Annotated in this window: 24 protein-coding genes and 1 tRNA gene; 12 read left to right on the forward strand and 13 right to left on the reverse strand. The window is 72.2% G+C overall.

The features are described 5' to 3' along the window. The 3 genes from ABD329_RS10860 to pdhA all read right to left on the reverse strand — a co-directional run. Window positions 1–725, reverse strand: a 725-nt coding sequence (locus tag ABD329_RS10860) for a biotin/lipoyl-containing protein (RefSeq protein ID WP_344316273.1), incomplete at its 3' end; no start/stop codon positions are given. Beyond that, entirely contained in the window at window positions 725–1,774 is a 1,050-nt protein-coding gene (locus tag ABD329_RS10865; RefSeq protein WP_344316274.1) for an alpha-ketoacid dehydrogenase subunit beta, read from the reverse strand. The genes ABD329_RS10860 and ABD329_RS10865, both read right to left, overlap by 1 nt. Then, the gene (pdhA, locus tag ABD329_RS10870) at window positions 1,774–2,916 is read right to left on the reverse strand and encodes a pyruvate dehydrogenase (acetyl-transferring) E1 component subunit alpha (protein ID WP_344316275.1); all 1,143 of its coding nucleotides are present in this window, start codon (window positions 2,914–2,916) and stop codon (window positions 1,774–1,776) included. The genes ABD329_RS10865 and pdhA overlap by 1 nt, the downstream gene beginning before the upstream one ends. Window positions 2,917–3,098: 182 nt before the next feature. On the opposite strand from pdhA, the gene ABD329_RS10875 reads away from it, so the two are divergent. Next, entirely contained in the window at window positions 3,099–3,587 is a 489-nt protein-coding gene (locus ABD329_RS10875; protein WP_344316276.1) for an Lrp/AsnC family transcriptional regulator, read from the forward strand. A 98-nt stretch (window positions 3,588–3,685) separates the two neighbouring features. Here the strand turns inward: ABD329_RS10875 and ABD329_RS10880 are convergent, their stop codons facing one another. Together ABD329_RS10880 and ABD329_RS10885 are read right to left on the reverse strand one after the other, a co-directional pair. Then, window positions 3,686–4,279: a TetR/AcrR family transcriptional regulator gene (locus ABD329_RS10880; RefSeq protein WP_086885330.1), complete on the reverse strand. Its 594-nt coding sequence runs from the start codon at window positions 4,277–4,279 to the stop codon at window positions 3,686–3,688. A 2-nt stretch (window positions 4,280–4,281) separates the two neighbouring features. Further along, on the reverse strand, window positions 4,282–5,799 hold the full coding sequence (locus tag ABD329_RS10885) for a 3-hydroxyacyl-CoA dehydrogenase (protein WP_344316278.1): 1,518 nt from the start codon (window positions 5,797–5,799) through the stop codon (window positions 4,282–4,284). A 129-nt stretch (window positions 5,800–5,928) separates the two neighbouring features. On the opposite strand from ABD329_RS10885, the gene paaN reads away from it, so the two are divergent. Beyond that, window positions 5,929–7,653 (forward strand): phenylacetic acid degradation protein PaaN, encoded by a 1,725-nt coding sequence (gene paaN, locus ABD329_RS10890; RefSeq protein ID WP_344316279.1) that lies wholly within the window; start codon window positions 5,929–5,931, stop codon window positions 7,651–7,653. A 61-nt stretch (window positions 7,654–7,714) separates the two neighbouring features. Here paaN and ABD329_RS10895 read toward each other — a convergent pair whose 3' ends face one another. Genes ABD329_RS10895 through ABD329_RS10905 form a run of 3 tightly spaced genes read right to left on the reverse strand, consistent with a single transcriptional unit; the run spans window position 7,715 to window position 10,294 of the window. Continuing rightward, complete coding sequence (locus ABD329_RS10895) at window positions 7,715–8,467, reverse strand: TrmH family RNA methyltransferase (protein ID WP_344316280.1); 753 nt, start codon at window positions 8,465–8,467, stop codon at window positions 7,715–7,717. 4 nt (window positions 8,468–8,471) lie between these two features. Further along, window positions 8,472–9,704, reverse strand: coding sequence for an HTTM domain-containing protein (locus ABD329_RS10900; protein ID WP_344316281.1), 1,233 nt, complete (start codon window positions 9,702–9,704; stop codon window positions 8,472–8,474). After that, the gene (locus tag ABD329_RS10905; RefSeq protein WP_425574311.1) at window positions 9,701–10,294 is read right to left on the reverse strand and encodes a DUF5819 family protein; all 594 of its coding nucleotides are present in this window, start codon (window positions 10,292–10,294) and stop codon (window positions 9,701–9,703) included. Before ABD329_RS10905 ends, ABD329_RS10900 begins: the two co-directional genes overlap by 4 nt. A gap of 482 nt (window positions 10,295–10,776) precedes the next feature. Between ABD329_RS10905 and paaA the strand changes: the two genes are divergently transcribed. From paaA to ABD329_RS10935, 6 genes are all read left to right on the forward strand, one after another. Beyond that, the gene (gene paaA / locus ABD329_RS10910) at window positions 10,777–11,727 is read left to right on the forward strand and encodes a 1,2-phenylacetyl-CoA epoxidase subunit PaaA (protein ID WP_344316283.1); all 951 of its coding nucleotides are present in this window, start codon (window positions 10,777–10,779) and stop codon (window positions 11,725–11,727) included. Beyond that, window positions 11,724–12,020, forward strand: coding sequence for a 1,2-phenylacetyl-CoA epoxidase subunit PaaB (gene paaB / locus ABD329_RS10915; protein ID WP_344316284.1), 297 nt, complete (start codon window positions 11,724–11,726; stop codon window positions 12,018–12,020). Before paaA ends, paaB begins: the two co-directional genes overlap by 4 nt. Beyond that, window positions 12,017–12,718: a 1,2-phenylacetyl-CoA epoxidase subunit PaaC gene (gene paaC, locus ABD329_RS10920; protein ID WP_344316285.1), complete on the forward strand. Its 702-nt coding sequence runs from the start codon at window positions 12,017–12,019 to the stop codon at window positions 12,716–12,718. Before paaB ends, paaC begins: the two co-directional genes overlap by 4 nt. After that, the gene (gene paaD, locus ABD329_RS10925) at window positions 12,712–13,260 is read left to right on the forward strand and encodes a 1,2-phenylacetyl-CoA epoxidase subunit PaaD (RefSeq protein WP_344316286.1); all 549 of its coding nucleotides are present in this window, start codon (window positions 12,712–12,714) and stop codon (window positions 13,258–13,260) included. The genes paaC and paaD overlap by 7 nt, the downstream gene beginning before the upstream one ends. Next, a complete protein-coding gene (locus tag ABD329_RS10930) occupies window positions 13,260–14,366 on the forward strand; it encodes a 2Fe-2S iron-sulfur cluster-binding protein (protein WP_344316287.1) in 1,107 nt (368 codons plus the stop codon). The genes paaD and ABD329_RS10930 overlap by 1 nt, the downstream gene beginning before the upstream one ends. A gap of 113 nt (window positions 14,367–14,479) precedes the next feature. Continuing rightward, window positions 14,480–15,628: an acyl-CoA dehydrogenase family protein gene (locus ABD329_RS10935; RefSeq protein ID WP_344316288.1), complete on the forward strand. Its 1,149-nt coding sequence runs from the start codon at window positions 14,480–14,482 to the stop codon at window positions 15,626–15,628. A 129-nt stretch (window positions 15,629–15,757) separates the two neighbouring features. Here the strand turns inward: ABD329_RS10935 and ABD329_RS10940 are convergent, their stop codons facing one another. The 4 genes from ABD329_RS10940 to ABD329_RS10955 form a co-directional block, all read right to left on the reverse strand. Continuing rightward, window positions 15,758–16,111: a rhodanese-like domain-containing protein gene (locus ABD329_RS10940; RefSeq protein ID WP_198282040.1), complete on the reverse strand. Its 354-nt coding sequence runs from the start codon at window positions 16,109–16,111 to the stop codon at window positions 15,758–15,760. A 43-nt stretch (window positions 16,112–16,154) separates the two neighbouring features. Next, window positions 16,155–16,979: a hypothetical protein gene (locus ABD329_RS10945; protein ID WP_037954507.1), complete on the reverse strand. Its 825-nt coding sequence runs from the start codon at window positions 16,977–16,979 to the stop codon at window positions 16,155–16,157. 96 nt (window positions 16,980–17,075) lie between these two features. Next, a complete protein-coding gene (locus ABD329_RS10950) occupies window positions 17,076–18,566 on the reverse strand; it encodes a DUF2252 domain-containing protein (protein WP_344316289.1) in 1,491 nt (496 codons plus the stop codon). Between the two features lie 234 nt (window positions 18,567–18,800). Further along, the gene (locus tag ABD329_RS10955; RefSeq protein WP_198282136.1) at window positions 18,801–19,178 is read right to left on the reverse strand and encodes a winged helix-turn-helix transcriptional regulator; all 378 of its coding nucleotides are present in this window, start codon (window positions 19,176–19,178) and stop codon (window positions 18,801–18,803) included. Between the two features lie 114 nt (window positions 19,179–19,292). Between ABD329_RS10955 and ABD329_RS10960 the strand changes: the two genes are divergently transcribed. Beyond that, on the forward strand, window positions 19,293–19,949 hold the full coding sequence (locus tag ABD329_RS10960; protein ID WP_198282135.1) for an FMN-dependent NADH-azoreductase: 657 nt from the start codon (window positions 19,293–19,295) through the stop codon (window positions 19,947–19,949). 220 nt (window positions 19,950–20,169) lie between these two features. Here the strand turns inward: ABD329_RS10960 and ABD329_RS10965 are convergent. Then, window positions 20,170–20,256 (reverse strand) — tRNA-Leu (locus tag ABD329_RS10965). 325 nt (window positions 20,257–20,581) lie between these two features. On the opposite strand from ABD329_RS10965, the gene ABD329_RS10970 reads away from it, so the two are divergent. The 3 genes from ABD329_RS10970 to ABD329_RS10980 all read left to right on the forward strand — a co-directional run bounded on the left by ABD329_RS10970 (window position 20,582) and on the right by ABD329_RS10980 (window position 23,627). Then, window positions 20,582–21,427 carry an FhaA domain-containing protein gene (locus ABD329_RS10970; protein WP_344316290.1) on the forward strand — a complete coding sequence of 282 codons (846 nt, stop codon included), beginning with the start codon at window positions 20,582–20,584 and terminating at the stop codon, window positions 21,425–21,427. Window positions 21,428–21,437: 10 nt separating this feature from the next. Beyond that, window positions 21,438–21,962: an FHA domain-containing protein FhaB/FipA gene (locus ABD329_RS10975; protein WP_198278847.1), complete on the forward strand. Its 525-nt coding sequence runs from the start codon at window positions 21,438–21,440 to the stop codon at window positions 21,960–21,962. A gap of 75 nt (window positions 21,963–22,037) precedes the next feature. Next, window positions 22,038–23,627: a PP2C family protein-serine/threonine phosphatase gene (locus ABD329_RS10980; protein ID WP_198278854.1), complete on the forward strand. Its 1,590-nt coding sequence runs from the start codon at window positions 22,038–22,040 to the stop codon at window positions 23,625–23,627. Window positions 23,628–23,644 lie beyond the last annotated feature (17 nt).

Here is a 23,644-nt window from a genome sequence, read left to right on the forward strand (position 1 = left end):
GGCGCGGAGGCGGGCACGGGCGCTACGGGCGCGGAGGCGGCAGGCGCGGGCGCCGTGCCCGCGACCGCTCGCTCGACGTCCGCCCGCAGGATCAGCCCCTCGGGGCCCGAGCCCCTGAGCTGCCGCAGATCGACATCGTGCTCCCGGGCCAGCCGCCGCACCAGGGGCGAGATCACCGGAAGGGGCCCGGCGGGAGCCGTCACCGCCTCACCCACCGGCCCGGCGGGGGCCGCCGCCGTCCCGCGCACGGGCGCGGCAGGGCCCGCCGCCGTCTCGCGCAACCGCGGGGCGGGGGCCCCCGCCGTCTCGGGCAGCGGTCCGCCAGGAGCCGTGGGCATCTCACGCAGCGGCCCGGGGGAGAGCCGGACGCGACGGCGCCGCGCGGCGGGACCGGCCGTGCCATAGCCGACCAGTACATTGCCCGAGGTGCCGTCGATCGCGCTCTCGGTGACCGGCGGCCCGGATCCGCCGTCCGAGCCCTCCGGCACGGCGACCGTGATCAGCGCCGCCCCGACCGGCACCTCCGCGCCCTCCTCGCCGTAACGGGCCGTCACCACACCGCCGTACGGGCACGGCACATCCACCATCGCCTTGGCCGTCTCGACCTCGACCACCGGCTGGTCGACCGCGACCACATCGCCGACCTGGACCAGCCAGCGCACGATCTCGGCGCCGGTCAGCCCCTCACCCAGATCGGGCAGGGTGAACTCCCTTACGACAGCCATCAGACCGCGCTCCCCTCGGTCCACTCCGACTCCCACTGGAGCCGGGCGACGGCGTCCAGCACCCGGTCCACCCCGGGCAGATGGTGCCGCTCCAGCATGGGCGGCGGGTAGGGGATGTCGAATCCGGCCACCCGCAGCACGGGCGCCTCCAGATGGTGGAAGCAGCGCTCGGTGACCCGGGCGGCGATCTCCCCGCCGGGCCCGCCGAAGCCCGTGGACTCATGGACGACGACCGCGCGGCCGGTGCGGCGCACGGAGGCGCACACCGTCTCGTCGTCGAAGGGGACGAGCGAGCGCAGATCGACGACCTCCAGATCCCAGCCCTCGGCCCGGGCCGCCTCGGCGGCTTCGAGGCACACCGGCACGGAGGGGCCGTAGGAGATCAAGGTGGCGCTGCGCCGACCGCCGCTGCCGGGCCCGCGCACCACCGCGCGCCCGATGGGCGGCACCTGCTCGGGGGCGTCGGCCGACCAGTCGGCCTTGGACCAGTACAGCCGCTTGGGCTCCAGGAAGATCACGGGGTCGTCGGAGGCGATGGCGGCGCGCAGCAGCCCATAGGCGTCGGCGACGGTCGCGGGGGCGACGACGTGGAGGCCGGGGGTGGCCATGTAGTAGATCTCGGAGGAGTCGCTGTGGTGCTCGACGCCGCCGATGCCGCCCCCGTAGGGGACCCGCACGGTGATCGGCATGGGCATCGCGCCCCGGGTGCGGTTGCGCATCCGGGAGACATGGCTGATGAGCTGCTCGAAGGACGGATAGGCGAAGGCGTCGAACTGCATCTCGACCACCGGCCGCAGCCCGTACATCGCCATGCCCACGGCGGTGCCGAGGATCCCCGCCTCGGCCAGCGGCGTGTCCGTGCAGCGGTCCTCGCCGAACTCCTCGGCGAGTCCGTCGGTGATCCGGAAGACGCCGCCCAGGGTGCCCACGTCCTCGCCGAGGACGTGGACGGACGGGTCGGCGGCCATGGCGTCGCGCAGCGCGCGGCCGAGGGCCTGGGCCATGGTGGCGGGCTTACGGGCGGTGTCGGTCCCGACTGCGGTGGTCATCACTCCCCCTTCCCGGCGTCCGCGGCCTCGGCGTCGAGCTCGGCGCGCAGCTGGGCCGCCTGCTCGCGCAGCTGGCTGGTCCGGTCGGCGTAGACGTGCTCGAAGAGCGCCATGGGGTCGAGGACCGGGTCCTGGTGCATCCGCGTCCGCAGATCGGCGGCGAGCCGCTCCGCGGACTCCCGCGCGGCCCGGGCCCCCTCGTCGTCCAGCAGATGGCGGTCCCGCATGGCCTCCTCCAGGAGCGCTATCGGGTCATGGGCGCGCCATGCCTCGACTTCGGAGTCGGGGCGGTAGCGGGTGGCGTCGTCGGCGTTGGTGTGCGCCTCCATGCGGTAGGTGACCGCCTCCACCAGGGTGGGGCCGCCTCCGCCGCGGGCCCGGCGCACCGCCTCCGCCAGGACCTCGTGGACGGCGGCCGCGTCATTGCCGTCGACGAGCCGGCCGGGCATCCCGTATCCCACCGCCTTGTGGGCGAGGGAGGGCGCGGCGGTCTGCTTGGCGAGCGGGACGGAGATCGCGAAGCCGTTGTTCTGGACGAGGAAGACGACCGGGGCCTGCCAGACGGCCGCGAAGTTGAGGGCCTCGTGGAAGTCGCCCTCGCTGGTGCCGCCGTCGCCGACCAGCGCGAGGGCCACCACATCGTCGCCCTTGAGGCGGGCGGCGTGGGCGAGGCCGACGGCGTGCGGCAGCTGGGTGGCCAGCGGGGTGCACAGCGGGGCGACGCGGTGGGCGTGGGGGTCGTACCCGGAGTGCCAGTCGCCGCGCAGCAGGGTCAGGGCGTCGACGGGGTCGAGCCCGCGGACCACGGCGGCCAGGGTGTCGCGGTAGCTGGGGAAGAGCCAATCGCGGTCCTCCAGCACCAGCCCGGCCGCGACCTGGCAGGCTTCCTGCCCGGTGGAGGAGGGGTAGACGGCCAGCCGGCCCTGCCGGGTGAGGGCGGTGGCCTGCGTGTTGTACCGGCGGCCGCGCACCAGCTCGCGGTGGAGCCGGATCAGCAGATCCGGGGAGATGTCGGCGGCAGCGGCGGTGCCCAGCAGGCGGTACGGCTCCGCGTCGGGCAGCAGCGGCGCGGCGTCGACGCGGGGCTGCCAGCCGGGCGGGGGAGTGGGCCGGTAGGCACCGGGCTGCTCAAGGACCGTCATGACGCGACCTCCTGGGCGTGGCGTACGGCGGGAGGGCGGGGCGTGCCGGGCGGCATCGCCCTCCCCTACCGATTGTTCGGTCGTTGACGCATTTTGGCTACAGGCGACCCAAGCCTGTGGACAAACGGTTCTGCTGCCCCTGAGATGAAGACAGGACGTCCATGAAGGGGAGGCGGGACGATATGTCGGGCGAACAGATGGCCAATCCGGACGGCAAACCCCCGGCGCGTCCGTTGGACTCCATCGACCGCGACATCCTGCGTCTGCTCCAAATGGACGGCCGCGCCTCCATACGCTCCGTGGCCGAGCAGGTGCACGTCTCCCGCGCCAACGCCTACGCCCGGATCAACCGCCTGCTCGACGACGGAGTGATCCGCGGCTTCAGCGCCCGGGTGGACCAGGAGCGGGCCGGGCAGGGCGCGTCCGCGTACATCACGCTGAAGATCGTCCAGAACTCCTGGCGCACCGTGCGCGAAGAGCTGCGGCAGCTCCCAGGGGCCACCCACCTCGCCCTGGTCAGCGGGGACTTCGATGTGCTGCTGCTGGTGCACACCGAGGACAACCGCTCACTGCGCGAGCTGGTCCTCACCCGCATCCAGGCCATACCCGAGGTGCTGAGCACCCGGACGCTGCTGGTCTTCGAGGAGACGGACCTGGACGCGGAGCCGTAGCGGGGCCAGGGCCGTGGCCGGGGTCCACAACCGGGCGCGGGCGCGGGTGTGGCGCGCCAGGGCCGGGCGCGTGCGTACCGCCCCGCCGACCTCGCGCGTCAGGTCTGCGTGCGCAGGCCCGCGAAGGCCGTACGGATCACGGCCTCGGCCACCTCATGGGAGGTAGCGGCCCCGCCGCGGCCCGGCCGGTACCACTCCACAATGGAGTTGATCATGCCAAAGAGCAGCCGGGTCGCCAGCCGGGCGTCCACGTCGGACCGCAGGTCGCCATCGGCCGCCGCCTGCTTGAGCAGCTCGGCCACCTGGTGGTCGAACTCCCGGCGCCGCTCCATGGCCCACCGCTCGGTGTCCGTGTTGCCCCGGACGCGCAGCAGCAGCGTGACGTAGGGCAGCTCCTCCATCAGCACCTCGGCGGTGCGCCGGGCCACGTGCTCCAGCCGCTCGATCGCCCGTCCCTCGCGCGCGGCGGGCTCCTGGAGGATGCCGAACAGTCCGTCCAGGGCCCGGCTTATGGCCAGCCTGAGCAGCTCCTCCTTGCCCTTCACATGGTGGTAGATGGAGGACTTGGAAATCCCGGCGGCCCGGGACAGGTGCTCCATGGAGGTGCCGTCGTAGCCGCGCTCGTTGAACACCTCCACGGCGACCGCGAGCAGCGATTCGGGCGTGTAGGTGTCGCGCTTGGCCATGGTCATGATTAGAGCAGCCTCTCATCGGCGGCCGCACGCCGGATCAGCGCCTGGGAAGGGGCGTAGCGGCCGGTCGGACAGGCGTGGTGGAGGTTGCGCAGGGTGTCGCGCACCCAGCGGGCGCCGAGCGCGCGTCCCCAGGCCAGCGGCCCGCGCGGGTAGTTGACGCCGGTCAGCATGGCGGTGTCGATGTCCTCGGGGCTCGCCACCCCGCGGGCGACGGCGTCCTCGGCGAAGTCCACGAGCATCGCGACCGTGCGGGCCACGACCATGCCGGGGACGTCCTGGACCACGCTGACCTCCTTACCGAGCGCCTGGAACAGGCCGACCGCGGACCGCAGGGACTCCTCGGGGGCGGCCGCGGACGCCGCGAGCGCGACGCGGGTGGCGGTGCGGTAGTCCAGCGCCAGGTCGAAGCGGACCGACGCGGCGAAGGGGTCGTCGGTGGCGGTCGTGCCGTCGGCCAGGGACAGGCGGGTGCCGTCGGGCAGGGCGAGATGGGCCCCGACGGGCTCGCGGGTCACCGGTATGCCCGCCTCCTCGATGAGGCCGACCAGCCCCTGTGCGGGCCCCAGGTCGCCATGGAGGGCGACCTTGCCGGGCGGCTCGCACGGCTCCGCGGTGTGCGGGGCGGGCCGCCCGGCGCCCTCCGCGTGGTCGTACCAGCCGTGGCCCGTCTTGCGTCCGTGCCGCCCGGAGGCGACGAGCTGCCGCTGGGCGAGGGGCGGGGTGAATTTCGGATCGTGGAACAGCGCTTCCCAGACGGATCGGGTGACGGCCTCGTTCACGTCCTGGCCGATCAGGTCGGTGAGCTCGAAGGGGCCCATTCTGAAGCCACCGGACTCGCGCAGCACGGCGTCCAGGGTGGCGGGGTCGGCGGCGCGCTCCTCGTACGCCCGGAACGCCTCGGCGTAGAAGGGGCGGGCGATCCGGTTGACGATGAACCCGGGGGTGTCGGCGCAGCGCACGGGGGTCTTCCCCCAGGCCGCGACGGTGGCGTGGGCGCGGTCGGCGGCGGGCTCGTCCGTGGCGGCGCCGCGCACCACCTCCACCAGTGGCATCAGCGGGGCCGGATTGAAGAAGTGCAGACCGAGGAGGCGGCCGGGGCGGCGCAGGACGCCGGCGACGGCGGTGACGGAGAGGGAGGAGGTGTTGGTGGCGAGCAGACAGCCGTCGGAGACCACCGACTCCAGCGCGGTGAACAGCTTTTGCTTGGCGTCGAGTTCCTCCAGGATCGCCTCGATCACCAGCTCCGCCCCGGCCAGGTCCGCGAGGTCGGCCACGGGGGTGAGCCGGCCGAGGGCGGCGTCGCGGTCGGCGGCGGAGAGGCGCTCCTTGGCGACCAGCCGGCCGAGCCGGTCCGCGATGGCGTCGGCGGCCCGCGAGGCACGGCCGGGAGCGGCGTCGTAGAGCCGCACCGGATGGCCCGCGGCCAGCGCCACCTGGGCGATCCCCTGGCCCATCGTGCCGGTGCCGACGACGGCGACGAGGCCGGCGCGGTCGGTCCCACGGTCGATCGCAGTCATGCCGCAGATCCTTTTCGACGAAGTTGTCCACAGGTTCGCCAGGCCCTCTTGTCCCGACCGATCGTTCGGTTACTCTAACCCTGTCGCCCATTCCAGCCCAGCCCCAGCTCGACGAGGAGTTGGTCAGTCGTGACCGCCGCACTCACCACCGCGCAGTTGACGCAAGAGCACCGCCCCACCCTCGACCAGGCCCTGGAGGCGATCCGTACCCGCGCCTATTGGTCCCCGCACCCCGAGCACCCGAAGGCTTACGGCGGCGAGGGCCAGGGCGGGCGCCCGAGCCTGAGCGTCGCCGAGGGCCAAGCGGCGTTCGAGGCGCTGCGCGGCAAGCGCTTCGAGCTGGACCAGCCGGGCACCGACGGCTGGGCGGGCTCCGAGGTCTCTCCGTTCGGAGCGGAGATGGGCATGGAGTATCCGCATCCGGACATCGATGCGCTCCTCCCGGCGATGCGGGCGGGGATGCCCGCCTGGCGGGACGCCGGTCCCGAGACACGGGCCATGGTGTGCCTGGAGATCCTGGCCCGGATCGGCGCCCGGTCGCATGAGTTCGCCCAGGCCGTCATGCACACCAGCGGACAGGCGTACATGATGGCGTTCCAGGCCGGCGGCCCCCACGCCCAGGACCGCGGCCTGGAGGCGGTGGCGTACGCGTTCGCCGAGCAGACCCGCACTCCGGGCGCCGCCGACTGGTCCAAGCCGCAGGGCAAGCGCGACCCGCTGCGCCTGCGCAAGACGTTCACGGCCGTCCCGCGCGGTATCGCGCTGCTGATCGGTTGCAACACCTTCCCGACGTGGAACGGCTATCCGGGGCTCTTCGCCTCGCTCGCCACCGGCAATCCGGTGCTGGTCAAGCCGCACCCCCAGGCCGTGCTGCCGCTGGCGCTGACCGTCCAGGTGGCGCGCGAGGTGCTGACGGAGGCGGGGTTCAGCCCCGATCTGGTGGCGCTCGCCGCCGAACGGCCGGACGAGGGGATCGCCAAGGTCCTCGCCGTCCGCCCCGAGATCCGCATCATCGACTACACGGGGTCCACCGCCTTCGGCGACTGGCTGGAGACCCACGCCCGCCAGGCCCAGGTCTTCACGGAGAAGGCGGGGGTCAACACGGTGGTGATCGACTCCACCGACGACTACCAGGGCATGCTCGCCAATCTGGCGTTCTCCCTCTCCCTCTACAGCGGCCAGATGTGCACCACCCCACAGAACCTGCTGATCCCCCGCGACGGCATCACCACCGACGCCGGTCCCAAGACCTATGACGAGGTGGTGGCCGACCTGGCGGCGGCGGTGGACGGGCTGCTGGGCGACGACGCACGGGCGAGCGCGCTGCTCGGCGCGATCGTGGGCCCGCGGGTCCAGGAGCGGCTGGAGGCCGCCCCCGGCCTGGGCGCGGTCGCCCTGGTCTCCCGCACGGTGGCCCACCCCAAGTTCCCGGGCGCCACGGTCCGCACGCCGCTGATGGTCAAGGCGGACGGCGCGCGGAAGTTCTGGGAGGGGGCGGACGCGGACGCGCCGTATCTGGCCGAGTGCTTCGGCCCGGTCTCCTTCGCCGTCGCCGTCGCCTCCACGGAGGACGCGGTGGCGCTGCTGCGCCGGACCACCCGGGACAAGGGCGCGATGACGGTCGGGGCGTACACCACCTCGCCGGAGGCCGAGCGACTGATCGAGGAGGCGTGTCTGGAGGAGTGCGCCCAGCTGTCGCTCAATCTGACCGGCGGAGTGTATGTGAACCAGACCGCGGCCTTCTCGGACTTCCACGGCACGGGCGGCAACCCGTCGGCCAACGCCGCGCTGTGCGACGGGGCGTTCGTGGCCGGCCGCTTCCGGATGGTCGAGGTCCGCCGCCCGGCGGAGTAACGGGCCCAGTGGGCGGGGCGGTGCGGGGCGAATCACCGCGCACGCCCCGCCCGGACAGACCCTAGGCGGGGCCGCCCCAGTGGAAGAGGGCCATGGCCACGCTGGTGGCCAGGTTGTAGCTGGACACCTGTGGCCGCATGGGAAGGGCCACCAGCCTCGTGGCCCGCTTCCGCAGCTCCGGGGAGATCCCGTGCCGCTCGGAGCCGAAGGCGAGCAGCGCGTCATCGGGGATGGTCAGGGACCGGATGTCCGCCCCCTCCGGGTCCAGCGCGTACAGCGGCCCCTCCGGAAGGGCGTCGTCCGGCAGCCGCTCCACCGCCGTGGCGAAGTGAAGCCCGGCGCCCGAGCGCACGGCGTTCGGATGCCAGGGGTCGATATCGCCGGTGGTGACCACGCCCGTGGCCCCGAACCCGGCGGCGAGCCGGACCACGGCCCCGACGTTCCCCAGGTTGCGGGGGTTGTCCAGGACGACCACCGGGGCCCGCCGGGGCCGCCGGGACAGCTCGTCCAGATTCGCCCGACGGCCGCGCCGGACCGCCAGGGCGGCGATCCGGGTGGGATGCACCCTGGGCACCAGATCGCGCAGGATCCCGGCCTCCACCTCCACCAGAAGGTCCGCGATCACCTCGGTGAGGTCGTCGGCCAGGTCCTCGGCGAGTTCCACGGCGGCCGCCTTGTCGCTGGTGACCGCGGCGCGTACCTCCGCACCGAACCGCAGCGCGTGCTTCAGCGCGTGGAAGCCGTCCAGCAGCACGGTGTCGGGGGCCGTCGCGCGCCAGTGCCGTACGGCCCGCGCGGACTCGTCATCGATCATCCCCTCAGCGTACGAGGGTGCCGGCCGGGGATTCCTCGTCGCGCTCCCGCGCTCGCTGCCCCGGCAGCCATACGGCGCGCGCCGCCAGCCGGTCCCGGGCCCGGCCCAGCCGCGCCTCGGCCCAGCGCAGGGCGTTCGTCGGCAGGAAGACCGAGTCAGCCGCGATCACGGCGAGCGAGAAGAAGGGCAGCCCCAGCATCACGGCGATGCCGAGGTGCTCCATCATCAGCAGGACCAGCATCACGTTCTTGGCCCGCCGGTTGAGCAGGGTGAACGGAAACGCCACCTGGACGATGACCGTGCCGTAGGTCAGCACCATCACCAGGGTGCCGCTGGACGCCATGGTGTCGGCCAGCCAGGGCCAGGGCGAGAAGTAGTCCAGGTGCAGTGGGTAGTAGAGGGCGGTGCCGTCCTGCCAGCGCGAACCCTGGATCTTGTACCAGCCGGCCGAGGCGTACAGCAGACAGACCTCGGCCATGATCACCAGCAGGGCGCCGTTGTGCGCCACATTGGCGAGCACGTCCAGGACGGTGCGCGGCTCCCCCGGCGCGTAGCGCCGGACGAACCACCATCCGGCCTGGACGAGCCACAGCCCCCACAGGACGGTGCCCCAGCCCAGCCCGGGCAGCGGGCCGTCGGCGGTCAGGAACAGCCGGGCACCGGTGAACAGCTGCGCCCAGAGCAGGGCGGTCCCGGTGACGGCCCACAGCACGATTCCGGTGGTGTCGCGCGGCGGCCATGCGCGGTCCGCCCACCGGGCCGCCCGGCGCGCGTCCAGGGACCACACCTGGCCGCACCGGGTCAGCACCAGATACATCGACATCAGATGGATGAGATTGTCGCCGCCGTCCCCCACGAAGATGCTGCGGTTCTGTAGCGACAGCACCCCGATCATGAACAGCACGGACATGGTGCGGGTGCGCCAGCCCACCAGCAGCAGCGCGCTGGAGACGATGGCGAGGGCGTAGACGATCTCGAACCACACCGTGCTGTCGGCCCACATGAGCGCGGTGAAGGCGCGGTTGCCGTCGATCAGCCGGGCGGCCATGTCCCAGTTCCACGGGCCGTCCGGCCCGTACAACTCACGGCGGTGGGGCCATTCGCGCACCAGGAAGAGCAGCCAGGTGAAGGAGAAGCCGATGCGCACGACGGCGCTCTGCCGGGGGCCGAGCGCGGATGCGGTGACGCGCGTGTAGCCACGCGCCACGGCGGTCTGGAGGCGGGCGGAGGGGGTCACCGGCGCTTCGCCTCCGGGAGGTCGTCGGAGGTCACGGTCCACCACGGCAGCGTGCGGTAGACCGTCTTGGTGTCGATCTTCTCGTCGCTCCAGGACGGTGGGGCCACCGGAGTGGTCGCGGAGCGCACCTGTATTCGCTCGACCGTGCCGCCGTCCTCCTCGCGGCCGAGGCGGAGCATCACGATCCGGCGGATGTACTGCTCGGAGAGGTTGCCGCGCATCCCCTGCGGCCGCTCCCGCACATCATGCGAGCCGACGTAGAACTCCCAGCCGCGGCGCAGCTCGTTCTGCTGGGTGTGGCTGGGCAGCGGGTTGTGGTGGATGGCCGCGCCGTCCTGGGCCGAGAGGTCGCGCCAGCCGGTGGTCGCGGTGCCGCCGTCGGAGGTGCGGATCTCGGCGCGGGCCTGGACGGCGATGTTCTGCTGGAGGGGGTTGGGGGCGAAGAGCTTCCAGACCCGTTCGAACTCCGGATAGACGTAGTCGTCTATCGCCGCGCCGTGCCGCTTGGTGAGGGTGTTGGGCGGTGAGACGTTCAGGAAGGCCGCCGAGAGGTGGATCGCGGCGGCGACGGCGGCGACCGCGATGGCCACCGCGATGATCAGTTGTGCGGGCAGGGAGAGCGTGGTGAGCGGTTCCGCCGCGTCGCCGTCCGGTGCCGGATCAGTCAGTTCCGTCGGTTCCGATTCGCTCGGCTCCGGGTCTGTCTGTTCCGGTCCCGTTGGTTCCGATCCCCTCGACTCCGATCCCCGCGGCTCCGGCCCCGTCGGTTCGGGGGCCGTCGGCTCCGCTTCCCGCGGCTCCGGCCCCGTCGGCTCCCCATCCGCCGGTTCCGGCTCCGTGTCCGCCATACCCCGCCCCGCTCCCGATGGTCCAGGTCTTCGCGCACGCCGGTCGACCGCGCGCCCCCGTGGCCCCCACGCCCCCGGCACCGTACCGATGCGGAACCACTCGGCACAGCGTCCTCAGCGTTATCCACAGGGTTGACACCCTACGTTCCTCAGCACACCATTGAACCGAACGATCGGTCGGTCGGCTGACCGGTCGGCGGAGACGAGTGGCGGAGGGGCTTCGCATGACGACGATGGCGGCGGACGCGGGGGCGTACGAGGCGGTGTTCGACGCCGCCCTGGCCGCGGATGAGCGCATCGAGCCGCGTGACTGGATGCCCGACGAGTACCGGGCCACGCTGGTGCGGCAGATGGCGCAGCACGCCCACTCCGAGATCATCGGCATGCAGCCGGAGGCGAACTGGATCACCCGCGCCCCCTCGCTGCGGCGCAAGGCGATCCTGATGGCCAAGGTCCAGGACGAGGCGGGCCACGGCCTGTATCTCTACAGCGCGGCGGAGACCCTGGGCACCAGCCGGGACGAGCTGCTGGACAAGCTCCACAGCGGCCGCCAGAAGTACTCCTCGATCTTCAACTACCCCACGCTGACCTGGGCCGACGTCGGCGCCATCGGCTGGCTGGTGGACGGCGCCGCGATCACCAACCAGGTCCCGCTGTGCCGCTGCTCCTACGGGCCCTACGCGCGGGCGATGGTCCGCATCTGCAAGGAGGAGTCCTTCCACCAGCGCCAGGGATACGAGCTGCTGCTGGCCCTGAGCCGGGGCACCGAGGCCCAGCACGCCATGGCGCAGGACGCGGTGGACCGCTGGTGGTGGCCATCGCTGATGATGTTCGGCCCGCCGGACGACGCCTCGGCCCACTCCGCCCAGTCGATGGCCTGGAAGATCAAGCGCCACTCCAACGACGAGCTGCGCCAGCGCTTCGTCGACATCTGCGTCCCCCAGGCCGAATCCCTCGGCCTCACCCTCCCCGATCCCGAGCTGCGCTGGAGCGAGGAGCGGGGGCATTACGACTTCGGCCCGATCGACTGGGACGAGTTCCGCGAGGTGCTGCGGGGAAACGGGCCGTGCAACACACAGCGGATCACCCAGCGGCGCCGGGCCCATGAGGAAGGCGCCTGGGTGCGCGAGGCGGCCGCGGCGTACGCGGCCAAGCACGGGGAGGCACAGGCATGAGCGGCAGCCCGAGCACCGAGTGGCCGCTGTGGGAGGTGTTCGTCCGCAGCAGGCGCGGACTGTCGCACACCCACGCCGGTTCCCTCCACGCCCCGGACGCGGAAATGGCCCTGCGGAACGCACGGGATCTGTACACCCGCCGCTCCGAGGGTGTCTCGATCTGGGTGGTGCCGTCCGCCGAGATCACCGCCTCCTCGCCGGACGAGCGGGATCCGTTCTTCGAGCCGTCCGCCGACAAGCCCTACCGGCACCCCACCTTCTACGCGATCCCCGAGGGGGTGCGGCACCTGTGACCGCGGCACTCGCCCTGGGCGACGACGCGCTGGTGCTCTCCCACCGGCTGGGGGAGTGGGCCGGGCAGGCACCCGTGCTGGAGGAGGAGGTCGCGCTCGCCAATATCGCCCTCGACCTGCTCGGCCAGGCCCGGGTGCTGCTCTCCCTCGCCGGCGACGAGGACGAGCTGGCGTATCTGCGCGAGGAGCGGGCGTTCCGCAACGTCCAGCTGGTCGAGCAGCCCAACGGGGACTTCGCCCGGACCATCGCCCGTCAGCTCTACTTCTCCACCTACCAGGAGCTGTTGTACGAGCGGCTGGCGCGCGGCACCGGCCCCTTCGCCCCGCTGGCCGCCAAGGCGGTCAAGGAGGTGGCCTACCACCGCGACCACGCCGAGCACTGGACCCTGCGGCTCGGCGACGGCACGGATGAGAGCCATGAGCGGATGCGGCGCGGGCTGGACGCGCTCTGGCGGTTCACCGGTGAGCTCTTCGAGCCGGTCGAGGGGTGCGAGGTGGAGTGGAGCACCCTGCACGACGCCTGGCTGACCCGGATCACCTCGGTCCTGGAGCGCGCCACCCTGGCGGTGCCCGAGGGGCCGCGGCGCGGCGGTTGGGCGGCCGGCGCGGGGCGCCAGGGCATCCACACCGAGCCGTTCGGCCGGATGCTCGCCGAGATGCAGCATCTGCACCGCAGCCACCCGGGGGCGACATGGTGACGCCCAGGCCCTCCGTGGCGCCCACGCCTCCGGCGTCCGGCGCCGGGCTCACCCCGCTCGAGGAGGAGCTGCTGCGGCTGGCCGGATCCGTACCGGACCCGGAGCTGCCGATGGTCTCCCTGGCCGAGCTGGGGGTGATGCGCGGGCTGCGGCTGGTGGGGCCGGGCCGGGTCGAGGTCGAGCTGACCCCCACCTACACCGGCTGCCCGGCGCTGGAGTCGATGGCCACCGATATCGAGCGGGTGCTCCATGACCACGGCGTCCCCGAGGTCGCCGTGCGCACGGTCCTCTCCCCGCCCTGGACGACGGACGCGATCAGCGCCGAGGGCCGCCGCAAGCTGGCGGAGTCCGGGATAGCGCCGCCCGCGCCGCTCGACGCGACGGCGGGCGGCGGCCCGGTCCCGGTGGCCCTGGCGGTGCGCTGCCCGCACTGCGGCTCCACCGAGACCGAGCTGCTCAGCCGCTTCTCCTCCACCGCCTGCAAGGCGCTGCGCCGCTGCGCGGCCTGCGGCGAACCGTTCGACCACTTCAAGGAGTTGTGATGGCCGCGGAGGCGGTGCAGCGGGTCACACCCCGCCACGGCGCGTTCCACCCGCTGCGGGTGGCGGCGGTCGACCGGCTCACCGATGACGCGGTGGCGGTCACCCTCCTGGTGCCGCCCGCGCTGCGGGAGACGTTCCGCTTCGCGGCGGGGCAGCACATCGCGGTGCGCCGGTTCGCCGATGGCGCGGAGATCCGCCGGACGTACTCGATCTGCACCCCGGCCCCGGGCCCGGAGGGCCCGGAGTTCCTGCGGATCGGGGTGCGGCTGGTCGAGGGCGGCGAGTTCTCGACCTATGCCCTCAAGGAACTGGCGGTCGGCGAGGTCATGGAGGTGATGGCCCCGGCCGGCCGGTTCGTCCTGGAGCCCCGCCCCGGTCACTTCGCGGCGGTCGTCGGCGGCAGCGGTATCACCCCGGTGCTGTCCATCGCCGCCACACTGCTCAGCCGGCAGCCCGAGGCGCGCTTCTGCCTGATCCGCAGCGACCGCACCGCGGCCTCGACGATGTTCCTGGAGGAGGTCGCCGACCTCAAGGACCGCTGGCCCGACCGGTTCCAGCTGGTGTGCGCGCTCTCCCGGGAGGAGCAGCAGGCCGGGCTGGTCTCCGGGCGGCTCGACGAGGAGCGGCTGACCGGGCTGCTCCCGGCGCTGCTGCCGGTCGCCTCGGTGGACGGCTGGTTCCTGTGCGGGCCCTACGGTCTGGTGCGCGCCGCCGAGCGGGCGCTGCGCGGTCTCGGGGTCTCCCGCGGCCGGGTCCACCAGGAGATCTTCCATGTGGACGCGGCCCCCGCCGAGGGCGTCCCCATACCGGGCCCGGCCCTGGCCGCCTCGCACAGCTCGGTCACGGCGACCCTGGACGGCCGCTCGGGCACCTGGCCGGTCCAGGACGGGGAGCCGCTGCTGGAGACCGTGCTGCGCAATCGGTCCGACGCGCCATACGCGTGCAAGGGCGGGGTCTGCGGCACCTGCCGGGCCTTCCTGGTCTCCGGCGAGGTGCGGATGGACCGGAACTTCGCGCTGGAGCCGGACGAGGTGGAGGCGGGCTATGTGCTGGCCTGTCAGTCCCACCCGGTGGGCGAGCGGGTGGAGCTGGACTTCGACCGCTGACGGGCCCGGGCGCGGCACCGGCATTCGGGGGCGGCACCGGCGTTCCCTTCTTGTAGAACCTGTTCTATCTTGACGGGCCGTCAGCTATAGCCGCGGCGCGGGAGGTACGGACAGTGGACTTCACCTTCACCGAGGAGCAGCAGGCGGCCGTCGAGGCGGCGAAGGCCGTCTTCTCCTCCGTCACGCCGGACAGTGTGCCCAGCCCCGCCCTGACCGCGGGCGCCGTCGCCGACGACTTCGACCGCGCGCTGTGGCGGAAGCTCGCCGAGGGCGATCTGCTGGGCCTGACCCTCGACCCCCGGTACGGCGGCTCGGGTCTGGACCCGCTCGCCCTCTGCCTGATGCTGCGGGAATGCGGCCGGGTGCTGGCCCGGGTGCCGCTGCTGGAGTCCAGCGCCGCCGCACTGGCCGTGCAGCGCTACGGCGGGGACGAGTTGTGTGCCGATGTGCTGCCCCGGGCCGCCCGCGGTGAGCTGGTCCTCACCGCCGCCTCCAGCGGCCGCACCGGCCATGGCCCGGCCGAACTCGCCGTCCAGGCACGGCGGACCGGCGAGGGCTGGGCGCTGGACGGCGTCCAGACCGCGGTCCCCTGGGCCCATGGCGCCGATCGCGTGCTGATTCCGGCCCACACCGGGGAGGGCGGTACGGTCCTCGCCCTGGTCCCCCGCGACCATGAGGGCGTCGCCCTCGAGGAGCAGATCTCCACCAGCGGTGAGCGGCAGGCCGAGTTCCGGCTGGACGGGGCGCGGCTCACCGACCGCGAGGTGCTGACCGCGGACGGCGCCTGGGAGTGGCTGCGCGATCTCCTCACCACCGGCACCTGCGCCCTCGCCCTGGGCCTCGGCTCGGCGGTGCTGGACCTCACCAGCTCGTATGTGAGCAATCGCGAGCAGTTCGGCTTCCCGCTCGCCACCTTCCAGGCGGTCGCCGTGCAGACCGCCGACCGCTATATCGATCTGCGGGCCATGGAGGCCACGCTGTGGCAGGCGGCCTGGCGGCTGTCCCTGGACGAGGAGCGGCCCACGGTGAGCGGGACGCTGCCCCTCGCGGGAGACGTCGCCGTCGCCAAGATCTGGGCCGCCGAGGGCGTGCGCCGCGTCGTCCAGACCGCCCAGCATCTGCACGGCGGCTTCGGCGCGGTCACCGACTACCCCCTGCACCGCTATCACGCCTGGGGCAAGCAGCTGGAACTGTCGCTGGGATCCGCCGCCGCCCATGAGGAGGCACTGGGCGAACTCCTCGCCGCCCACCCCCTCGGCTGACCGTCCCCCTCGGCTGACCGCCGTCCCCCTTGCCTGATCGGCGCGCCCCGCCGATCAGCGGGAAAGACCCACCGATCAGCGAGGAAGATCCGCGGGGAAGATCCGCGAGGAAGATCAGTAGGGAAACCTCTAGAGCACAAAGGCCCCTTCGGCGGTGCCGTCGGGGCCGCTCACCATCGGCCGGCCCGCCGCGTCCCAGGCGAGCATCCCGCCGTCCACATTCACCGCGTCCAGCCCCTGCGCGACCAGATACTGCGTCACCTGCGCGGAGCGGCCGCCGACCCGGCACATCACATGCACCCGCTGCCCCTCGCCGGCCGCCGCGGTCAGCTCGTCGAACCGCGCCACGACCTGGCCCATCGGGATGTGCAGCGCGCCCTCGACATGCCCGGCCGCCCACTCGTCGTCCTCCCGGACGTCCAGCAGCAGGCCATCGGCCGGTACCGCCGCCGCCTCCACCTGGGGAAGCTGGGCAAAATGCATCGGACACACCTCTCACACGACATCGGCAACTGCGGCAAACCTACTACCGCACCAGCTCCGCGAGCCGGGCCTCCTTCTCCGAGACCTGGGCCAGCAGCTGCTCGGCGATCTCGTCCAGCAGCCCATCGGGATCCTCGGGCGCCATCTTGATCATCGCGCCGATCGCGCTCGACTCCAGCTCCGCGGCGACCGCGGCCAGCATCTCCTTGCGCTCGGCCAGCCACTCCAGCCGGGCGTAGAGCTCCTCGCTGCGGCTCGCCCGCCGCTCCGGCGGCGGCGGTCCGGCCTCCCACTCCTCGGCCAGTGCCCGCAGCGCCTCCTCGTCCCCGGCCGCGTACGCCGCGTTGACCCGCACGATGAAGGCACCGCGCCGCTCCCGCTCGGCCTCCTCCTCGGCCAGATCCGGATGGGCCTTACGGGCCAGCTCCCGGTAGATCCGGCGGGCCTCCTCGCTCGGCCGCACCCGCGGCGGCGGCTGCACCGGCCGCTCGGTGAGCATGGCGGCCGCCTCCGGCGAAAGCCCCTCCGAGTCGATCCAGCCGTGGAACAGCTCCTCCACACCCGGCATCGGCTGCACCAGCCCCCGCGCCTCGCGGGCCTTGCGGAGGTCCTCCGGATCGCCGGTGCGGGCCGCGAGCGCCTCGGCGATCAGCGCGTCCAGCTCGTCGAGGCGTGAGTACATGGGCCCGAGCCGCTGGTGGTGCAGCCGGGAGAAGTTCTCCACTTCCACCCGGAAGGTCTCCACCGCTATCTCGAACTCGATCAGCGCCTGCTCGGCCGCGCGCACCGCCCGCTCCAGCCGCTCGGCGGCCTGAGTCTCCTCCTGCGACCGGTCGTGCGACTCCGCCTGGGGCTCCGCGTCCGACATCGACTGCCGTGCCTGCTGCTGCGCTTCCGGATTCGTCACCCGCTCAGACTACGTCCGGCGGTGATCGACGACGGAGGTCACACCCCCGCCCGCGCCTCACACCCCCATCTCGGCCGCTATCCGTCCATTGCGCACCGCCATGACCAGCGCGGAGTGATCCGCTTCCGTGCGATCCGCGTACGCCACCGCGAAGGCGGCCACCGCCTCGTCCAGCTCCTCCCCCTTGCCGCAGTAACCGGCCAGCATCCGGGGGTCCGCGCTGTGGGAGTGCGCCCGGGCCAGCAGGGCCCCGGTCATCCGCCCGTAGTCGTCCATCTGGTCCGCGGCCAGGGCCGCCGGGTCCACGCTTCCCTTGCGGTTGCGGAACTGCCGCACCTGGTAGTGCCGCCCCCGCACCGTGGTCCACCCCAGCAGGATGTCGCTGACCACCTGCATCCGCTTCTGGCCGAGCACCACCCGCCGCCCCTCGTGTGTGACATCCGGCACCTCGAACCCGATCTTCGCCAGATGCGGCAGCAGCGCGGACGGGCGCGCCTCCTTCACCTGGAGCACCAGCGGCTCGCCCCGGTGGTCGAGCAGCAGCACCACATAGGAGCGGGTGCCCACGCTGCCCGTGCCGACCACCCGGAACGCCACGTCGTGCACCTCGTACCGCGAGAGCAGCGGCAGCCGGTCCTCCGGCAGTGTGCCCAGATACCCGGCGAGCGAGGAGGCCACCGCCGCCGCCTCCTCGTCCGGCACCCTCCGCAGCACCGGCGGCGCGTCCACGAAGCGCCTGGCCTCCGGCCGGCCGGAGGCGCCCTCATCGCCCGGCACGGGTTCGGTGGCCCGGGCGGCGTACCGCGCGCTGGTGTTCCGCCGGGCCTTCTCGGAGATCCGCTCCAGCGTGCCCACCAGGTCCTTGGCATCCGTGTGGGAGACCAGCTCCTCGTCCGCGATCGCGTTCCACGCCTCCGTCGCCGGGAGCTTGGCCAGCAGCCGCACCGTGCGCCGATAGGCGCCCACCGCGTCCTGGGCGGCCGCCCGGCAGGTGTCCTCGTCGGCGCCCGCCTCCCGGCCGGCCAGCACCAGCGAGACCGCGAGCCGCTTCACATCCCACTCCCACGGACCGTGGACGGTCTCGTCGAAGTCATTGAGATCGATGATCAGGCCGCCGCGCGCATCCCCGTAGATCCCGAAGTTGGCGGCGTGGGCATCGCCGCACAGCTGGGCCCCGATACCGGTCACCGGCGTGGTCGTGAGGTCGTGCGCCATCAGCCCGGCGGCCCCGCGCAGAAAGGAGAAGGGGTTCGCGGCCATCCGCCCCACCCGGATCGGGGTGAGCTCCGGCAGCCGCCCGGCGTTGGACCGCTCGACCGCCGCCACCGGATCCGGCCGCCCGGTGTCCCTCGGCGCCTCGGCATGCGCCGAGCGCGGCAGGCTCTTGCGCAGCGCCTTGCCCCGCTGCCGGGGAGAGGGGCCCGCACCGTGCCACACGGCGAAGCCCGGAACCGGCGGCAGCCGCCGGGCCGCCCCGCCCACGGCATCCCCGCCGCCAGATCCCCGCTCGCCGCCGCCGTCGCCCGCAACGCTCCGGTCGTCCGTCATCGCGCCCCCGCCCTTCTCGCACACGACATCGACTGAATCGACTGAGCCGACCGTACCCCCTGTCGACCCACCCCGTCAGAGCCTGTGGAAAACCTTGACGATCATGGCGAAACCGCAGATCAGAAGGGTGCGCCCCGGGCAGGAATGCTGACTTCGGGTCAGAACGGCAGCCCCAGACCAGAAGGCGAACCTCCAGATCAGAAGGCGGGCCCCGGGATCAGAAAGTGATCCGGCTCAGCCCCGGAACTGCTTCGGGCAGTCCTCGCCGCCCGAGGGCAGATGGCTCTCCGCCCACCGCGACAGCTCCTTCAGCGCGGGCTCCAGCGCCTTCCCCGCGTCCGTCAGCCGGTAGGCCACCCGCAGCGGCGGCCCGGCGTCGACCTCCCGCACCACCAGGCCCGCCGTGGTGAGCTCGGTGAGCCGGTCCGACAGCATCCGCTCGCTGATCCCCGGGATGGCCCGCCGCAGGTCGGCGAAGTACGCGCCCTGCTCCGTCAGCACAGCCACGATCAGGCCCGTCCATCGCTTGCCGAACAGCTCGAAGAACCGCGTCATCTCGCCGTCGACCTGCTTGCAGGCCTGTTCGCTGTGGTCCCCACGATCCTTCGCCATGGAATACACAGTACTGCGTTCTGGTTCGGGACTACGAAAAAGTAAGCTACTGTGCCTTCTGTAGGTACGTAGGTATTACTGGCTCCTTCCCGAGCCTTGTCACTGGAGGCATCCATGCCGACTCTTCTGCACCTCGACACGTCCGTCTTCCCCGGTGAAGCCTCCGCTTCCCGCTCGGTCACGGCCACCTTCCGCAAGGAATGGGAAGCCCAGCACCCGAACGGCACGGTGATCTATCGCGATCTGGCCGCCGAGCCGCTGCCGCACCTGGACGGCCTCGCGGCCGCCGCCGGTTTCGCCGCTCCCGACCAGCGCTCCCCCGAGCAGCACGCCGCCTTCGCCCTGCGGGAGACCCTTGCCGGCGAGCTCGAGCAGGCCGACGTGGTCCTGATCGGCGCCCCGATGTACAACTTCACGATTCCCTCCACCCTCAAGGCGTGGCTGGACCACGTGATCATCATGGGCCGCACCGCGGGCGCCGAGCAGACCACCACCTCGGGCACCCCGGCGATCGTCGTCGCCAGCCGTGGCGGCGGTTACGGCCCGGGCACCCCGCGGGAGAGCTTCGAGTTCGTGACGAACTACCTCGGGAAGGCCCTGGGCGACGGCCTCGGCCTCGATGTCACCTTCGTTGTGCCGGAACTCACGCTGGCCCGCAGCAATCCGGCCATGGCCGACCTGGTCGAGCTCTCGGACGCCTCCAAGGCGAAGGCCCATGAGGACGCCGCGGCCAAGGCCAAGGAGCTCGCCACCCGCTTCGCCGCCGCCTGAACCGACCGCTCCGCCTGAACCGACCGCTCCACCCGGTCCAACCGATCCGACCGGTCCAACCGACCTGCCCGATCCGATCCCACCGGGCATCGAGCCGCAGGGGCCTCCTCTTCCCGGGAGGCCCCTGCCGCTTTCCCAGGAAGCACGGAAGACCCCTGCCACAAACGCGAAGCGGGCCCCTCCGAGCGACTTTCGTCACTCCGGAGGGACCCGCTCCGACTGGTGCGCGAGGGGGGAGTTGAACCCCCACGCCCTTTCGGGCACTGGAACCTGAATCCAGCGCGTCTGCCTATTCCGCCACCCGCGCATGGGTGCTGCCGTCCGGTCGCTCTTCCGCTCCCCGGCCCGATCTTCTTGATCCGTCCGGTTCGTGTGGAGCGCCTTCCGACATCCAGAACACTAGCACGCCCCTCGGGGTGCAATCACACCCGTTACCGAGGCCTCCGCCCCCACCCGTCCGTAGAGCGTCACGGTTGCGGGACACTGTCGTCAGGGCACCTCTACGATCCCTGTGAGAGGTGACACTGCTCCACAGGGCCAGGAAGGGGAACCACCCGATTTCCCGACGCGTGGATACGATCAGTAAGCAGTACCAGGACGACCCAGAGCACGACTGAGGAAGGAGGTGCCCGGTGGGAGTACTGAAACGCTTCGAGCAGCGTCTCGAGGGCCTCGTGAACGGCACCTTCGCCAAGGTGTTCAAGTCCGAGGTCCAGCCGGTCGAGATCGCCGGCGCGCTCCAGCGCGAGTGCGACAACAACGCCACGATCTGGAACCGCGACCGGACGGTCGTCCCGAACGACTTCATCGTCGAGCTGAGCGCGCCCGACTACGAGCGGCTCAGCCCGTATTCCGGACAGCTCGGCGACGAGCTGGCCGGTATGGTCCGCGACTACGCCAAGCAGCAGCGATACACCTTCATGGGCGGCATCAAGGTGCATCTGCAAAAGGCCGAGGACCTCGACACCGGCCTGTACCGGGTGCGCAGCCGGACCCTGGCCTCCAGTGAGTCCCAGAGCCCGGAGAGCCCGCAGGCGGCGGGGCGCGCCGGAGCGGCCCCGCAGCAGCGCCCCGGCGGTTACGGCTACCCCGCCCAGCCCGCCGGTGCCCCGCCGATGCCGTCCGCGCCCCCCGGCGCCCGTCCGGCGCCCCGCAGCGGTCCAGCGGCGGCCGGCGTCGGAGCCCAGCCGCAGGGTCAGACCCGCCGCTGGATCGAGATCAACGGCACCCGCCACCAGATCTCCCGGCCCACGCTCGTTCTGGGCCGCTCCACCGACGCTGACGTGCGGATCGACGATCCCGGTGTCTCCCGCAGACACTGCGAGATCCGGGTCGGAACCCCACCGACCATCCAGGATCTCGGGTCGACGAACGGCATCGTGGTGGACGGACAGCACACCACGCGCGCTACGCTCCGCGACGGCTCGCGGATCGTCGTGGGCAGCACCACCATCGTTTACCGGCAAGCCGAAGGGTGAAGCGGGGGCAATGTCAGAGCTGACCCTCACGGTCATGCGGTTGGGTTTCCTCGCCGTACTGTGGCTGTTCGTCATCGTGGCCGTCCAGGTCATCCGCAGCGACCTGTTCGGGACCCGCGTGACCCAGCGCGGTTCGGCGCGGCGCGGCGCCCCCGACCGGCCGCAAGCACAGCAGCAGCAGCGGCAGCAGAGCGCGCCGCCGCCACAGCGCCAGCAGTCCGGGGGCCGCCGCGGCCGCGGTGCCCCCACCAAGCTGGTGGTCTCCGAGGGCACGCTCACCGGCACCACAGTCGCCCTACAGGGGCAGACCATCACTCTCGGCCGTGCGCACGATTCAACAATCGTGCTGGACGACGACTACGCCTCCAGCCGGCATGCCAGGATCTACCCGGACCGTGACGGCCAGTGGATCGTCGAGGATCTCGGGTCCACCAACGGCACCTATCTCGACCGGACCCGACTCACCACACCGACACCGATTCCGCTGGGTGCGCCGATCCGTATCGGCAAGACCGTCATCGAGCTGCGGAAGTAGTAGGACCATGACGACCGGAGGGTGGGCAGCGTGGTTGGCAAGGGGCTGTACCCGGAGCCGACGGGCGAGGTGCGCATGAGTCTGTCACTGCGTTTCGCGGCCGGATCACACAAGGGCATGATCCGGGAGGGCAACGAGGACTCGGGCTACGCCGGCCCCCGGCTGCTCGCGATCGCCGACGGCATGGGTGGCCAGGCCGCCGGCGAGGTCGCCAGCTCCGAGGTGATCTCCACCCTCGTCCAGCTCGACGACGACGTCCCGGGCTCGGACATCCTGACCTCCCTCGGCACCGCCGTGCAGCGGGCCAATGACCAGCTGCGCGTCATGGTCGAGGAGGACCCGCAGCTCGAGGGCATGGGCACCACGCTCACCGCCCTGCTGTGGACCGGCCAGCGGCTCGGTCTGGTGCACGTCGGCGACTCGCGCGCGTATCTGCTGCGCGACGGGGTGCTGACCCAGATCACCCAGGACCACACCTGGGTGCAGCGCCTGGTCGACGAGGGCCGGATCACCGAGGAGGAGGCGGGCACCCACCCGCAGCGCTCCCTGCTGATGCGCGCGCTGGGCAGCGGCGACCACGTCGAGCCCGATCTGTCCATCCGCGAGGTCCGGGCCGGCGACCGCTATCTGATCTGCTCCGACGGCCTGTCCGGCGTCGTGAGCCACCAGACCCTCGAGGACACCCTCGCCAGCTACCAGGGCCCGCACGAGACCGTGCAGGAGCTGATCCAGCTCGCCCTGCGCGGCGGCGGCCCCGACAACATCACCTGCATCGTCGCCGACGTCCTGGACGTCGACGGCGCCGACACCCTCGCCGCCCAGCTCAACGACACCCCCGTGATCGTGGGCGCGGTCGCCGAGAACCAGGTCCCGCTCGGGGACGGCGGCGCCGCGCACACCCCCGCGGGCCGCGCCGCCGAGCTCGGCCGGTCCGTACCGCCGCAGCAGGGCGACGCGCACGGCGGCTTCGGACCGCCCGGCAGCGGCGATCCGGCCATCGGCGGTATGCCGCAGGGCAGTTACGGCGACTACGCCGACGGAGACCTCACCAAGAAGAGCGGCCGCAAGACATGGGCCAAGCGGTCGCTCTTCATCGTGCTCGGCCTCGCCGTGATCGGTGGCGGCCTCTACGGCGGCTACCGCTGGACCCAGACGCAGTACTACGTGGGCTCCAACGGCGACCATGTCGCGATCTACCAGGGCATCAGCCAGGATCTGGCCTGGATCAAGCTCAACAAGGTCCATGAGGACCACCGGGAGATCGAACTCAAGTACCTCCCGGCCGACCAGCGCGGCCGTGTGGAGGACACCATCACGGTCAGCGGGCTGGGCCAGGCCCAGGACAAGACCAAGGACCTCGCCACCCTCGCCAGCGCCTGCAAGAAGGCCGATGCCCAGGAGAAGGCCGAGGAGAGCCAGAAGGACCTCACCGGCGGCGACAAGGGCAAGGGCGGCAAGGCAGGCGATGCCTCCAGCAGCGCCGACCCGACCCAGAACAGCAGCGGCAAGCCCGGGGACCAGAAGACCGAGAACCAGCTCGGGACGCGCGCCGCCAAGGCCACCACCAAGCCCACGCCGACGACGTCTCCCACTCCGAAGCCCGGCCCCACCCTCTCGGAGGAGGAGAAGAAGTTGGTCCCGCAGTGCAGCAGCACCCAGCAGTGAAGCCGTAAGGGGCCGTC

The organism is Streptomyces javensis (assembly GCF_039525925.1).
GTDB classification, from domain to species: Bacteria; Actinomycetota; Actinomycetes; order Streptomycetales; family Streptomycetaceae; genus Streptomyces; species Streptomyces asiaticus.

Bases quoted from the DNA above. Each gene is read 5' to 3' on its own strand.
- ABD329_RS10865 (WP_344316274.1), bottom strand. From the start codon at position 1,774: ATGACCACCGCAGTCGGGACCGACACCGCCCGTAAGCCCGCCACCATG.
- pdhA (WP_344316275.1), bottom strand. From the start codon at position 2,916: ATGACGGTCCTTGAGCAGCCCGGTGCCTACCGGCCCACTCCCCCGCCC.
- ABD329_RS10875 (WP_344316276.1), top strand. From the start codon at position 3,099: ATGTCGGGCGAACAGATGGCCAATCCGGACGGCAAACCCCCGGCGCGT.
- ABD329_RS10880 (WP_086885330.1), bottom strand. From the start codon at position 4,279: ATGACCATGGCCAAGCGCGACACCTACACGCCCGAATCGCTGCTCGCG.
- ABD329_RS10885 (WP_344316278.1), bottom strand. From the start codon at position 5,799: ATGACTGCGATCGACCGTGGGACCGACCGCGCCGGCCTCGTCGCCGTC.
- ABD329_RS10895 (WP_344316280.1), bottom strand. From the start codon at position 8,467: ATGATCGATGACGAGTCCGCGCGGGCCGTACGGCACTGGCGCGCGACG.
- paaA (WP_344316283.1), top strand. From the start codon at position 10,777: ATGACGACGATGGCGGCGGACGCGGGGGCGTACGAGGCGGTGTTCGAC.
- paaB (WP_344316284.1), top strand. From the start codon at position 11,724: ATGAGCGGCAGCCCGAGCACCGAGTGGCCGCTGTGGGAGGTGTTCGTC.
- paaD (WP_344316286.1), top strand. From the start codon at position 12,712: ATGGTGACGCCCAGGCCCTCCGTGGCGCCCACGCCTCCGGCGTCCGGC.
- ABD329_RS10930 (WP_344316287.1), top strand. From the start codon at position 13,260: ATGGCCGCGGAGGCGGTGCAGCGGGTCACACCCCGCCACGGCGCGTTC.
- ABD329_RS10940 (WP_198282040.1), bottom strand. From the start codon at position 16,111: ATGCATTTTGCCCAGCTTCCCCAGGTGGAGGCGGCGGCGGTACCGGCC.
- ABD329_RS10945 (WP_037954507.1), bottom strand. From the start codon at position 16,979: ATGTCGGACGCGGAGCCCCAGGCGGAGTCGCACGACCGGTCGCAGGAG.
- ABD329_RS10950 (WP_344316289.1), bottom strand. From the start codon at position 18,566: ATGACGGACGACCGGAGCGTTGCGGGCGACGGCGGCGGCGAGCGGGGA.
- ABD329_RS10955 (WP_198282136.1), bottom strand. From the start codon at position 19,178: ATGGCGAAGGATCGTGGGGACCACAGCGAACAGGCCTGCAAGCAGGTC.
- ABD329_RS10960 (WP_198282135.1), top strand. From the start codon at position 19,293: ATGCCGACTCTTCTGCACCTCGACACGTCCGTCTTCCCCGGTGAAGCC.
- ABD329_RS10975 (WP_198278847.1), top strand. From the start codon at position 21,438: ATGTCAGAGCTGACCCTCACGGTCATGCGGTTGGGTTTCCTCGCCGTA.
- ABD329_RS10980 (WP_198278854.1), top strand. From the start codon at position 22,038: ATGAGTCTGTCACTGCGTTTCGCGGCCGGATCACACAAGGGCATGATC.